The sequence below is a fragment of the Cocleimonas flava genome (assembly GCF_004339015.1).
In the GTDB taxonomy this organism is placed as follows: domain Bacteria; phylum Pseudomonadota; class Gammaproteobacteria; order Thiotrichales; family Thiotrichaceae; genus Cocleimonas; species Cocleimonas flava.
This window is the reverse complement of the sequence record NZ_SMFQ01000003.1, coordinates 343,103-356,579: the sequence shown is the minus strand read 5'-3', so window position 1 is coordinate 356,579 and position 13,477 is coordinate 343,103. Positions and strand designations below refer to the sequence as shown.

General features: G+C 39.0%; 8 protein-coding genes. 3 read left to right on the top strand and 5 right to left on the bottom strand.

Annotated features, from left to right (window positions below; translation table 11 throughout):
* Positions 1-48: 48 nt before the first annotated feature.
* Both EV695_RS07605 and recC read right to left on the bottom strand, forming a co-directional pair.
* A complete protein-coding gene (locus tag EV695_RS07605; protein ID WP_243651533.1) occupies positions 49-2,058 on the bottom strand; it encodes an SLC13 family permease in 2,010 nt (669 codons plus the stop codon).
* A gap of 358 nt (positions 2,059-2,416) precedes the next feature.
* Positions 2,417-5,695, bottom strand: coding sequence for an exodeoxyribonuclease V subunit gamma (gene recC, locus EV695_RS07600; RefSeq protein WP_131905346.1), 3,279 nt, complete (start codon positions 5,693-5,695; stop codon positions 2,417-2,419).
* 349 nt (positions 5,696-6,044) lie between these two features.
* On the opposite strand from recC, the gene EV695_RS07595 reads away from it, so the two are divergent.
* The gene (locus EV695_RS07595; protein ID WP_131905345.1) at positions 6,045-7,292 is read left to right on the top strand and encodes a GNAT family N-acetyltransferase; all 1,248 of its coding nucleotides are present in this window, start codon (positions 6,045-6,047) and stop codon (positions 7,290-7,292) included.
* A 116-nt stretch (positions 7,293-7,408) separates the two neighbouring features.
* Here EV695_RS07595 and EV695_RS07590 read toward each other — a convergent pair whose 3' ends face one another.
* From EV695_RS07590 to EV695_RS07580, 3 genes are all read right to left on the bottom strand, one after another.
* On the bottom strand, positions 7,409-8,491 hold the full coding sequence (locus EV695_RS07590) for a hypothetical protein (protein ID WP_131905344.1): 1,083 nt from the start codon (positions 8,489-8,491) through the stop codon (positions 7,409-7,411).
* 213 nt (positions 8,492-8,704) lie between these two features.
* Positions 8,705-9,883, bottom strand: coding sequence for a M20 aminoacylase family protein (locus EV695_RS07585; protein ID WP_131905343.1), 1,179 nt, complete (start codon positions 9,881-9,883; stop codon positions 8,705-8,707).
* Between the two features lie 96 nt (positions 9,884-9,979).
* On the bottom strand, positions 9,980-10,750 hold the full coding sequence (locus tag EV695_RS07580) for a hypothetical protein (RefSeq protein ID WP_131905342.1): 771 nt from the start codon (positions 10,748-10,750) through the stop codon (positions 9,980-9,982).
* A 384-nt stretch (positions 10,751-11,134) separates the two neighbouring features.
* On the opposite strand from EV695_RS07580, the gene EV695_RS07575 reads away from it, so the two are divergent.
* Positions 11,135-12,541, top strand: coding sequence for a peroxidase family protein (locus EV695_RS07575; protein ID WP_207907005.1), 1,407 nt, complete (start codon positions 11,135-11,137; stop codon positions 12,539-12,541).
* A gap of 93 nt (positions 12,542-12,634) precedes the next feature.
* On the top strand, positions 12,635-13,267 hold the full coding sequence (locus tag EV695_RS07570) for a DUF1353 domain-containing protein (RefSeq protein ID WP_131905341.1): 633 nt from the start codon (positions 12,635-12,637) through the stop codon (positions 13,265-13,267).
* Positions 13,268-13,477: the final 210 nt, after the last annotated feature.

Genomic DNA, 13,477 nt, shown 5'->3' with positions numbered 1-13,477 from the left:
GTTGGCTCAATCACTTAAAAGTGTGATTGAGTTTATAGCGTATTTATTCTAATAGATAAGATTCATCATCACTATCATCACAATCAAGAACAGGATGGTCATGATGCCGCCAGCCTTCATAAAGTCAGGCACTCGATATCCACCAGGGCCCATGATCAAGGCGTTCACTTGATGCGTAGGAATCAAGAATGAGTTTGATGTAGCGATAGCAACGGTTAGAGCAAATATAGCAGGGTCAGCGTTAGCACCTATTGCAATATTTACGGCTAAAGGCACCAGTAAAACGGTTGCCCCTACATTCGACATTACCAAGGTAAAGAAGGTTGCCAGAATAGCTACAGCGGCCTGAATCACCCAGATTGGCATATCGCCAACGACAGACAGTGTTTGCTCGGCAATCCACTTAGCGGTACCACTTTGCTCAACCGCCATACCCAAAGGTATCAGACTGGCTAGCAGGAATACTGTTTTCCAGGAAACTGCTCGATAAGCTTCGTCAATATTTAACACGCCGGTAATTATCATGCCCGTCGCACCAGTAAGCAGAGCGATGGAAAGACGTATGTCTGTAAATAACACCATGTATAGCGAAATTAAAAAGAAGATGGCGGCAAAAGCAATCTTTTTAGGGCGCACTTCTTCATGTGGGAAGTTGTTGTTAATCACCACGAAATCAGATGATTTCTCAATGCGCATTAACGCTTCCCAAGGCGTGTATACCACTAACGTATCACCAGCCTGGAAAGGGATACTACGAATATCATCACCTTCGTGCAAGGTTTCACCATTACGGTGAAGGCCGATCATGGCAGTGCCATAGGTTTTACGAAGCCAAACATCACGCGCGCTTTTACCCACTAATCTTGACCCTGGTGGTATAAGCACTTCAGCAATACCGGTCTTGTTTGGAGATAAGTCATCCGCAAAAGTTTTAATTGTTTTGCGTTTTTCCAGGTATTTGTATTTATTTAGAAACGCTTTTAAATCATGGCTTTCAGAGATGATTGCTAAAACCATTTTAGCTTCGATGGATGTGTCTCTATCGATCGCACCAGCACCTATTTGGGAAGGTTGTCTTGGACGTTTTGTCGCAACCACGCGAATTTTATAGGCTGTTTCAATGTCATCCAGATTTTTACCAATGAGTAAGCTTTGATCACCAACTACCACTTCATGTAGTGTGTATCGAAGCCCGTAAACATCCTCAAAATAACGTAAATCGTCATTTTTTGAACCCGTTTCTTTTACTGCGGGTAAGACATATTTACCGAATATAACGAAATAAAGAATGCCAGTAGCAACTAGCGCAAGCCCTACTGGTGTTGTGGAGAATAACGACCAGAGCTCCATTTTATTGTCTTCTGGTAAAACTATATTTGACGTTTCAATAAGATCATTCAGCAGGATGAGTGGCGACGAGCCAACCATTGAAACGGTACCGCCTAGAATCGCACAAAAACCCATCGGCATCAGCAAGCGAGACATCGGGATGTTGGAGCGAGACGAAATTCTGGATACCACCGGCAAGAATAGGGCAGCTGCACCTACATTCTGCATAAATGATGAAATGATTGCGACTGTACTGGATATGATAGGGATAATACGGCCTTCTGAGGTGCCGCCAATATTCAAGATAAAACTCGATACTTTTGACATGACGCCGGTTTTATCGAGGCCTGCTCCAATAATCATCACGGCAATGATAGACATTACCGCATTACTCGAAAATCCATCAAAAAGCTGTTTTGTGTCTACTAATCCTTCATCTAATCCCATTATTGGGGCAAATAAACTGCTTAAACCGAGAAGAACCATGATGCTAATTGCAGCAACATCGATATCAACAATTTCAAACACGAACAAGTAGATCGTCAATACTAGAATGGCAACGACCCAGGCAATGGTTATTGTGGGTGAGATTGATGCAAAATATAACGCCAACAAAGCGAAAATAGCAAATGATGCAACTTTCTTTATCACTTCCTTTTTATCGAGGGCCATTGTGTTATTGGTGGCTACATCCTTGTCGTTTAGCGGTGTATCTGCAGGTTGGTTCATAGTAAGACTGTTTAAATTATGGTTCTAATATTAGTTATTTCTAATAATATAGAAAGTGGCGGATAATACCCTTTATTCCACAGGTTTAATAGGATAACAGCAGGAATTATTTATAGTTGCTATAGGTTTTTACTTATAGCTAGATTGATGGATATTATGAAAGAAACAGAAAGCCATAAAGCGAAAGATTTTGATGAAGAGAAAGTTAAAGAGAAAGAGAAGATAAAGGTAAAGAGAAAATCAGATGAGTAAAAAAATCAGCGAATGTAATTGTCAATCGTCTGTATCTGAAATATCTAAAGTGACCCCCCTACTTATAGGTCGTTTTTTTAGTTGAAACATCCACACATCATTCAAATTAGTCGTTTTCATTCAGATATTGGAATAGGTACATATCACCAAAAACCTTTTGGCTAATATCCAGAAATTCCTGAGGAAGATTGTTTTTATCCATTTCTAACGTTCTGTGTAATAACCAGTGTTCAAAACTGTCTTTTTCTCCAGCAAACATATCGCTGCCTTGCCATCTGTCCTGTGCTTCTTTATGGTTGGTATCGCTGGGTTTTTTGTACATGGCAAAACCACTCTTCGGAAAGAATAATAAGGGGAAACTCAGTCCTTTCCAGTAATACTCTAATAGTTCCTGAAGTCGGTTTTTAGCATCATCGACTGGCGTAAGTTGTAGATCAACATCGGGAGAAAAAAGATAACTCGTTTTATCGCAACTTAAGTCATCAACGGCATTTAATACTAAGTGTGTCAGCCAGAAACTAATATAATCACCCGTAAAAGGTTTTGTCACTGCTTTGACTAAACGACCTTTATCGATTAACTGGTCGATATTGCCATGTATGGAAAAATCACCGAGCTTTATATTGAAATAGTGATGTGCACTTTGTTTTTCATTTGTATCTTCGATTGCTAGATTATCGATAAAGCTTTCTGTGATGTGTTTTTCTCTTTGATAGATTTCATCGCCAATCTGACCATAGGGCAATAATCCTTTGGCTCTTGCAATCAGTTCCTGATGTGCCGATTCTTTAATCGCCAGAGAATCATTTTGACCATCATGGTTTTCTAATACTAAATTTCTAATTTCACGATCTTTAAAAGACTCTAACTCGAACGGTTCTCTAATCAGCAAGCTAGGATCATCATCAAAAGTCTGAATGGAAAAGCGTTGTTTCAGAAAATAACGAGCAGGGTTTTTATAGAAACTAATAAAATCTGCCAGTGAAATATCTCTATACCCATTGTCTGGCTCTTCAAGCGCCTCTTGAATAAAAATTTGAGAGGCAAGTGCTTCATTCTTATTCAGGGAACAATATTCTTTTGCATAAGAGTAAAGATCAGCATTATTTTGACTATTGGTTTCAAAATATTTTGGGCTAAATGCCTGTAAGGGATGTTTGGTGATGAGTGCTTCGGGTTCTAAATTTGTGTAGACGGATACCGTTTCTAATAACTCATTAACCAATACAGACGGTGGAATATCCGAATTATCTTTAACACTTAAACCATTAAAGCTGATGAGTAGTTTATTTCTTGCCGCTAAAATTGATTCAAGAAATAAATACCTGTCTTCATCACGCCTGGATCGATCGCCTTTTAAAGGTTTATCAGCCATTAAATCGAAACTATGGTGTTTGTCTTGACGGGGAAATTCACCATCGTTCATGCCAACCAATGCAACGACTTTAAACGGTACGCTTCGCATTGGCACCAGAGCACAGAAAGTTATGCCGTATCCAAGGTATTTTTCATTGGCGGATATCGACTGGAAACAGGACATCAGCATTTTGTTAAACACGTTATAGGTAAGTAACTGATCGAATTCAGTAAAGTCGCCCATTTCTTTCAGGTTTGAAATAGCATTGATTAAAACTTGTTGATCGGTATTTTCTACCATAACTGATTGAATCAGGTGTTTGGTTTTATCTATCCATTGAGACAGGGTGAGTTCCAGTGAATGCCAATGTTGTATTGAAAAAATGCTATCTGTGCACTGCTTGAAATTAGCCAGCATTAGCGCTTCGCTACCTTCAATGTCGGTAAATGCCAATAATGATAACAACCTGTCTGACTCAAATAGTTTTTCTGATGTTAATGAAGCAACTAATGTATCAATATCTTCGCCCAGGCTATAACCAAGCAGAATACGGTCTAATGCATATTTCCAGGTGTGTTCTTCGGTATATGGGAGTTGGTTCTGTTTTCTGTTGGCAGCATTGATGCCCCAGCGTATATTGGTTGCTTTGGCTAATTCACGACAGGTAGCAATCTGATTGTTATCCAGATCAAACTTATCACTGATATCAGTGTAATTTAGCAGTTCAAAAACCGATTCAACTTCAAAACGGCTATCGGGTAAGGTGAAGAGTTTCTCTAAAGCTTCGATAATTTGAAAGACATTGAGTGCTTCACGGTCTGCAATACTAAAGGGCAAAGAGGGGTTTGACGCTGAGAAAACAGCATCAATATAAGCCGCATATTTTTCAACATCTGGCATCATCACCACAAAGTCACTGGGTGCTAAAGTAGGATCTGAATCTAGTTCATTGAGGATTTGATCATATAGCACTTCAATTTCGCGCATGGCGGTGTGACAGGCGTTGATTGATATGCTGTTATCTAAATTCGTGATTTGATCAATCGCGAGTGCTTGGGGTTCGGCTAATTGCTCGATATCTTTTTGTAAAATACTTAGAAGGCTTGGCTGCTTTCCTGCTACTTGTAAACAGTCATCTTGTATTCCGTCATCAAAATCGTAATCCTGCTGTTCTTCGTAGCTAGGAAGGTTTAATAATTTATCGATAAAGTCACGCCCTTGTTTGCCCATGCTAGCCAATAAAGGGTTCTGTATATCCATATAGCTTTTAGTTTCAGGATCCATTTTAGCGATGCTTTTTTCAGATTGAATGTCACCCCAGTAAATATCTTCACAAGGGTTAATCATAAAAAGATGCACATCGGTTTTAGCGCCTAATTCTCCTAACATATCGATATAACCGGGAGATAAAGCAGACATCGAGAAAAACGTAATACGTTCGTCTAGTTTACTTTTGTCGAGTAATTCAAATGATTGTTTGAATTGATCCTGTAAGGCTAGCCAATGGATTAAATTTCTATCTTGAACACAGCGTTTCCAGAGTCGAGATTGCCAGTTGTTATCACTGTTCCATTCTGGTTTTTCCCAATCACGAATCCAATGGCTTCGGTAAAAAAGGTATTGATCCATTAATTGTGAAATTTCACAGGATAATTCCCAGGTAGCCAATGCATCTTGTTGCTCAAGATTACCGATATAGTGAGCTATTTCCGCATAATCTTGTGGGTTCTGCGTTAACTCGCGCATAATATGAAAGCGCATGGTTTCAGGCGTGCATTGGTTTTTTTCAGGTATATCTTCGGAAACCAGACGCAATAAATGCCACATAAATTCAGCAGGAAAAAGGAATTTAGTATTGGCGCTGACACCAGAACTATCAGCTAATTGCATTGATAACCAACGAGCCATGCCAGCGTTTTGTACAACCACTATCTCAGTCGCAAATACATTATCTAAAGGCGTTTTTATCAGTTTAGAAAACTGGTTTTTAAGTTGTTCTAATTGATTACTGGTATGGATGGTTAACATAGCTTGATATGATACCTTAATAGCCGTTTATGTATCTAGAAGTGGTTTTTGTGTTTTGGCTAAATTTGCTATCATTGTCTCTACCAAAGGATCACCGCTTCAATCAATGAATCACTTTAATCTAGTACAGAATACCTTTGGTCATCGCCTGAAAGTAATTAAGACTAACAATGGGATAACATTACTTTTTGGATCAGAAGATTTAAATCTGATAGATATTCAATAATAAAAATATTGGACATGTTTTTAATCGTATTAAAATAATAATAGGGTATGAATACATCATTCATACTAGTCAAAACGATTAATCCAGATACGTAAATAAAAAGGGAAAGTTATACAGTTATTTATGCCGGTACAAGATGTCATTCATACTCTAGACAACGCTGAAAAAATCACAACAGCATTATCTAACCGCGTCTCTGTCATTACAAAAACAGATGAGTTTTTTGCGCTGCGTGACCAGTGGAATGCCATTAATGAAAGCTCCCCCAAAGGAACTGTTTTTGTCTCCTGGGAATGGCTTTATACCTGGTGGGAAACTTACGCTAAGGATGGCAATCGAAAGCTATACATTCTTACATGTACGAATAACCGTCATCAGTTGATTGGTATTGCTCCATTTCAAATCATACAAAACCCTAAAAAATACTATCCCTGTAGCCGCCAATTGATCCTTTTGGGGACAGGTGAAACAGACGGTAGTTTTGTTTTTGGTGAATATATGGATTTAATTATTCAACAGGGACAAGAGCAACGCGTTATAGATTGTTTCTCAAATTTCTTAATCAAAAATAATAGTTTATGGGACGGAATGAAGTTTCATGAATTGCTAGAAAACTCCTATTTATCAAGATTGTTTTCTGCACAAATAAATGAAAATACTAATGATAGTTCTAACAATAGTGCTAACAAAGAGAAGCCATTAATAGTAAAGCAAATAAAAGCAAAAGGTTTTAGGACCTATATAGATCTGCCTGAAACATATAAAGACTATTTGATGGGGTTGCGGAAAAAAATGCGCAATAACATCACTAGAACTTTCTCAAGATTAGAGTCAGAGCAAAACTACACCATAGAGACCATAGACGATGAATCGAAGGTAAATCAGTCTATAGACATTTTGGCTAATCTTAATCTTTCCCGTCGTGGGTATATGAAAAAACACAGCGTTTTTGAGCAAGAGAATTTTGTGAAATTTCACAAACGAGTGATAAAGCGTCTGTTATCTAAAAATCAGATTAGTTTTAAAATACTCTACTTTGACGATGAGCCTGTAGCAGCACTCTATTCATTCATTGATGGAGATACGATTCATCCTTATCAGAGTGGTTTCGAAACAGAAAATGGCCATCGTTATTCTTTACTGACTACGATGTTAAGTAAAGAAATCGAAAGCAGTATCGAAAATCCGCAATTAAAACGATTTAACTTCATGTATTCAGATGAAGAGGGTACGTATAAAAAGCGTTATTCAGGGACAACTGAGACTATGTATACCTTATCTTTTGATAAAACAGGGGCAAAATTCTCTATGTATCAATGGATACACGGTAGATTAAAACAAGGAATTAAAAAGCTATTGCGCGTTGAGTAGAAGAGTTTGATCTACAATATAACCTATTTCGAATAGATAAAGATTGCCTATTTAGGCGGGTTTTAAAGAATAACAATCACTATTAAAAAAAACAGTTAGGTTCTTTTAGCTAATACTCACTCATCGATATAGGAGAAAGCAGTTCGGCTGGCATTATCCATAGTACTCAATCCAGTTTCGCTTTTAGGATCAACTCGAATATTGGATACATACGTACTGGTGCGACTCCCTTTTTTTAGTAGGCTTAGTTTATTGCATACATAGTAACTAAATGATTTAAATGCAGGTAAAAGCCCTTCAGTATTCGTAGGTCTGTTTTTAATGCCTAGCTTTCTCAAGAAGTAATAGTTCGCTCCGTGTACACCGACTAATCTTCGGCTTTCTGTCGATTCATAGCTGCTGGTTAAAGACACATTAACTGTCACATTTTCAACGCGATGTGGCGAATGTTGAGGCCAGCTTACTGCCTGACCTTCTTTTAGCGATATGGCATACGCATGATCATCGTACCAGCTTTGATAAGGCATATTTTCATGGCGTTCATGAGCAATGATTTCTTCAATATAATTTTGCGGAGTAAAGCGTTTATCCCGTGCTGGATAAACCCAGAACTTTTTGACACCACGAATATGCCACAGCATATTTGGATCAGTATCCAGGTGATAGTAAACCTGAATACCAGGAGATGAAATCAACAGCGCGTTAAATGCATTGCGTAGCTTATGAATATGCGGGCAATTAGAACTGATCTTGGTATACATTTCTTCGATCAGTTTTCCGTAATGTTTATCGTATTTATCGATGTTTACCGCATTGATCCAGATACGACCTTTTTGCAAGGCTTCCATAATTTCTATGCCGCTGCTTTCTGCGATATGCACAGGCGTCCATTCGTTATGGTTTTCTGGATTTGTACCCATGGTGTAACACTGTAACCAGGTTCTCGGGTAATTATCGAGTAGTTTGATTAAGGATTCGTTACTGAATAATTCTGATTTGTGGTATTCGTGTTTAAGCAGTTGGATTTCACGACTGAAGTTTTGATATTCTTCTGCGCTCCAGTCAAAGCTGTCCGTACTATTTATCGGAGAAACAGTTTGTGATGTATTCTTTGCTTCCAGTATCTTTAACTCAGAACGCTCTAGTTCAGAAGCGTCTAATTCAGATCCATCGTGTATATGACGTGAAATTTCTATCATTGCTACTTATTTAAAAATCCTTTTATAAGTAAACAGCATAATGTTTGTATAAATTTTAAACCAGTCAGCCTGTCACTAAAACAATCTCTATAATCCGTTTAACGGCAAACATCGACCATTTAAACAAGACTTGTTCAAAATTATATTAAGTGTTCCGGTTTCTCAATATCCAACCAAAAAAACGCCTGTAAGTAGGGGGGTGTAAAATTATTACTACTTCAATAAATCATAGACTAATTGAACCCAGTAACTTGCCCCATCTGCTGAAACAGCGTCATTAAAATCGTATTGTGTATTATGTAACATACAGCCGCCAGCGAGTTCATCTTTGGGCACTTCGCCATTTCCGATCCAGATATAAGCGCCTTCACTTGCGTTAAGAATAAACGAGAAATCTTCGGCGCCCATGCTTGGTGGAAGAGTTCGAATAACGTTTTCTTCTCCCACTATTTTAGCAGCTGATTCGGCGCATTTTTGAGCGTGTTTTGGCGTATTGATAGTAGCAGGATAACCAGGTTCGATATGAAGTGTGCCGGTTGCACCCATTGCTGCACAGGTATTTTCAACCACTTCCTTCATACGCTGTTTGAGCATTACACCAATGTCTGGATTAAAGTGACGTAATGTTCCTGTAAGTTTCATCTGGTTCGGAATGACATTAGAAATACTGCCTGCTTCAACAATGGTAATGCTGATAACTGCGGTTTCTACTGGCGGCACATTCCTAGATACTACCGATTGCAGAGCAGTGATTACATGTGCACCAGCAAGCACGGGATCGATTACTTGATCCGGCATCGCAGCATGACCACCTTTGCCCGTAATTGTGATGTTAATTTCGTCAACGGCTGCCATGACATTGGTATCATGCGCTGCAAATTTACCTGCCGCTAAACCAGGCCAGTTATGCATGCCGTAAACAGAATCGCAGGGGAACATCTCAAAGAGTCCTTCTTCCACCATAAATTTACCACCGCAACCGCCTTCTTCTGCAGGTTGAAAGATGAAGTGAACGGTGCCAGCAAAATCATTGTGTTGTTTTAAATAAACTGCTGCGCCCAGCAACATGGTGCTGTGTCCATCATGGCCACAGGCGTGCATTTTTCCATCGTGTTGGGATTTATGGTCGAACTCATTGAGTTCCTGAATTGGTAATGCATCCATATCGGCTCGAAGACCAATACTTCCTCCCGCTCGTTGTCCTTTGATGGTGGCAACGATACCTGTTTTGGCAAGGCCACGATGGTGCTCTATATCATGACCTTCTAGTACGGATGCGATGTAATCACTGGTTAATAACTCATTAAAACTTAGTTCTGGATGTTGGTGTAGCCAATGCCTCCATGAGGTCATCTGCTGGTGAAGTTCTGAGTCTTTTACGATTGATGACATGCTGTAAACCTATAATGTGTTAGCAGTATGTAACTGCTGATGTTTTGCTAAATCAATTAAAGTAAGCTCACTTAAGTAGGCTTTTATTATAAATCCTTAATCTATCCAGCCAATTTCTTTAGCCGTTATATTTCCAATAACGACCTTAGCTAATGAGTCTGGCATTGTAAATTCTGTTTGAGATAGCGCTATTTGGCCACCCATAATTTCAGCCAGTGTTTGTGGATGCAACGGGTTTTGCTCTGGATCTGCATAACCCTCTGGATAAACGGGTATCCCTGATTGTAGATCATATTTATCCGTTGCACCGAGTGTATGAAATAACTCATGCATGATCACTACATTATTTTGCCCATTGTATTGTTTATCAGCGAACAGATGATTGATGGCTATTTTTGCTTTTTTCAAACCCGTGGAATGCTTCAAAGCTTTGTGGGTTTTTGGGTCATAAAACAGCGCATAAGAACGTATTTGAGGTTTGGCACCCAGATAATTATCTTCTTTCCACGCCCAGTAGCGTAACTTGATACTCCACCATATAACACTCAGGCTGCTTCTGGTTTCAGGCAATTTGGGTGGTTGTGATGTTATTTGTGGTGCTAACTTAATACTCACTGGTATGGAAAAATCTTTTCCATAGTTCTGTCCCAATTTAACCAACCTATCATTGATAACATCATAAATAGATTCATCTAATTGCGCGATATAGTCAGACGCCGCATCACTGCCATCCGCATTTATCGGATAGATAACCACCCTGAGTGAACGTTTCCAATCCGTAGCGCGCTGGTTACTCCAGAATGTATCAAAACCCACATAAGCCAGAATGAGCACCAGAATGGTTATTCTTATCGTTTTAAAATTCATTGAAGGTAGTTTTCATCGTGTTTGCTTAATTAGTTTTAGGATAATACAGAAACAACAAACTAAGATAATAATACTAGGTAAATAAAAATAAGATAAAACCAGTATTAAGTAAAACATATCATTTCACAGGCTTTAATTAAGACTAAAAGTAGGGAACTTACCTCTTATATCGTATGTTTATGTTTGGATTAATCCACACCAATACTCTCTACAAACAAGCCTTATAAATAAGCCCATACAAATAGTTATCGCACAATAATGTTAAATAAGTCACAGAAAATAATTTTACTGCTCGTATGCTGTTCGATTACATATCTACATTTCAAATAATAAAAATTACAGGATATGAAAATCAATTTCACATTAAGTGAAGGAGTAATTAAAATGTCTGATAATCATGGTATGCATACCCTTGATGGGATCGATGCTTTCTGTTCCCCATTTCATCATAGAAGCCCTGGCGAAAGCTTTGGCAGAATGTTTAATTTAGCACCGCTCAGTACTTATCCCGGTGCGTTAAAAGAACTCGGCAAACAAACAGGTCCGATGGACGGAAGTACCACGTCTAACCGCACCAATAGCGTAGCCGTTGGTGATGTGTTTTTTGGTCAATTTATCGATCACGATATTACCCTGGACGTTATGTCTAGTTTGTCTTCAAATACCGATGTTACGCAGCTGCATAATGCCAGAAGCCCTTCTCTGGATTTAGATAATATCTATGGCGATGGCCCAGAAGCTCAACCCTATTTATATTCATCACAAGGTAATTTTGCGGGAATTAAATTACTCACTGGTGCAGATCTGACGAATCCAACTCCGCTAGAAGCAGCCGATTTAGTGCGATCTGTACATGGTCGAGCAATTATTGGTGATCCTAGAAATGATGAGAACAGGGTGATCTCTCAGTTGCAATTAGCCATGATTAATTTTCATAATCACGTTGTCGATCATCTTTCTGCCGACCATGCTGGCGGTGAGTTATATGAACTGTCCCGTGAATACACAACATGGCATTACCAGTGGGTGGTGGTTCATGATTTTCTGGTGAAAATGTGTGGTGGAGCTGTGGTTAACGATATTTTGGGCAGTGGTTGTAAATACTATAAGCCGCAATTTGGTGATGCGTATATTCCTATTGAGTTTTCAGTAGCTGCCTATCGTTTTGGGCACTCGATGATTCCGCAGAAAATCCAGATTCAGAAAAATGACTCAGCGCTTGAGTTGTTTGGTTCTTTGCTTGGCAGAGGGTTTGAACCTTTGAGTGATCCTAGAGGCATTGTAGACTGGTTAGAGTTAGTGCATAGCAATGCTGGCAGAAATGTACAGATGGCAGAAAAACTCGATACTAAATTGGCTACAGATCTGCTCAAATTGCCGTTTATATCAAGTGATAGTGAGCAATCATTAGCGACGCGAAATTTATTGCGTGGCCAAAGTTTTTTATTGCCATCCGGTGAAAACATCGCACATGCCATGCAAAGGCCTCAGGCAGAAATCGACAGTGTAACCATTAATGCTAGAACGGTTGCTGGCAATAATATCGATATATCAACCGGCACACCGCTATGGTTTTATTTATTATCCGAAGCAGAAACCATTGGCAGAGAAACCACTGCGGGCAATTTCGATCAAAGTGAAGGGCTCGGCCCTGTTGGTGCGCGCATTGTTGCAGAAACGTTGATTGGTTTACTGGAATCTGATGCAAGGTCTTATATGACCGTAAATAGAAACTGGGAACCCAGTGATGGTGTCAACGTCTCTACCTTAGGTGAAATGTTAACGTTTTAAATAACATACATAGATACCTCTCTACATTTTAAGTCCGTTTAAAAAAACGGCTCAAAGTAGGGGGGTGTCATTTAAAAATGGAGTGTAAAGTTTATGAGTCAATTCACAGAAGCACTTGTCGTTACACCGCTGGCAGATGGTAAATCATGGATTATTTATAAAGACTTTTTCTACGATGTTGGCGAAGAAGGTAGCGGAGATAGAATTCAGGTAGATTTAGGTTTTGTCACTGATTTTGCCTCTGTGCCGAGATTTTTGTGGTGGGCGCTGCCAAAGTGGGGAGTTTACGGAAACGCCAGCGTGATTCACGATTGGCTGTACTGGACGCAGAAACGTAGCCGTCAGGAATCTGACAATATCATGTTGGAAGCGATGACTGTACTAGAAGTGAACCCAATTATCAAAAAGCTAATCTACTATGCGATTAGAAGTTTTGGTTGGTGGGCATGGGCTAGAAATGAGTGGGATAGAGAAGCAGGGCTGAATCGCGTTGCCAAAGATCAGATCATTGATCACGAGGCAAAAAGTAATCGTCCCGGTCTTCTGAAGCGAACAATGGAGCAGGTGATGCCCGTTAAAGACGATGCTGAGAAAGCCATCGAAGAAAAAATCACAACAAATAAAAATAAGGATGTTGATGCTACAAAAGTTGTAGTAAATGAAAATCTACAAAAGAAAAAGGCAATAAAAAATGAAAAAGCGTCTGCCACTGAAGATAACCTTTAGCGCCATGAATATCGCAATAGATAATTTTACTATTTAAACAAAAAAGTCTATCTCTAACGCTGTAATGTTAAGACTGATTCCTGTTACTGTATATATTTAAGGATATTAACCCACACTAATATTCAGCTTACACTTATTAGTGTAATATCCACGCGAATTAGGAAGTTTACTTATTTTGTAAATCCCAAATAGCTATCAATAAATAGCGAT

Bases quoted from the DNA above. Each gene is read 5' to 3' on its own strand.
- recC (WP_131905346.1), bottom strand. From the start codon at position 5,695: ATGTTAACCATCCATACCAGTAATCAATTAGAACAACTTAAAAACCAG.
- EV695_RS07605 (WP_243651533.1), bottom strand. From the start codon at position 2,058: ATGAACCAACCTGCAGATACACCGCTAAACGACAAGGATGTAGCCACC.
- EV695_RS07580 (WP_131905342.1), bottom strand. From the start codon at position 10,750: ATGAATTTTAAAACGATAAGAATAACCATTCTGGTGCTCATTCTGGCT.
- EV695_RS07570 (WP_131905341.1), top strand. From the start codon at position 12,635: ATGAGTCAATTCACAGAAGCACTTGTCGTTACACCGCTGGCAGATGGT.
- EV695_RS07575 (WP_207907005.1), top strand. From the start codon at position 11,135: ATGTCTGATAATCATGGTATGCATACCCTTGATGGGATCGATGCTTTC.
- EV695_RS07595 (WP_131905345.1), top strand. From the start codon at position 6,045: ATGCCGGTACAAGATGTCATTCATACTCTAGACAACGCTGAAAAAATC.
- EV695_RS07585 (WP_131905343.1), bottom strand. From the start codon at position 9,883: ATGTCATCAATCGTAAAAGACTCAGAACTTCACCAGCAGATGACCTCA.
- EV695_RS07590 (WP_131905344.1), bottom strand. From the start codon at position 8,491: ATGATAGAAATTTCACGTCATATACACGATGGATCTGAATTAGACGCT.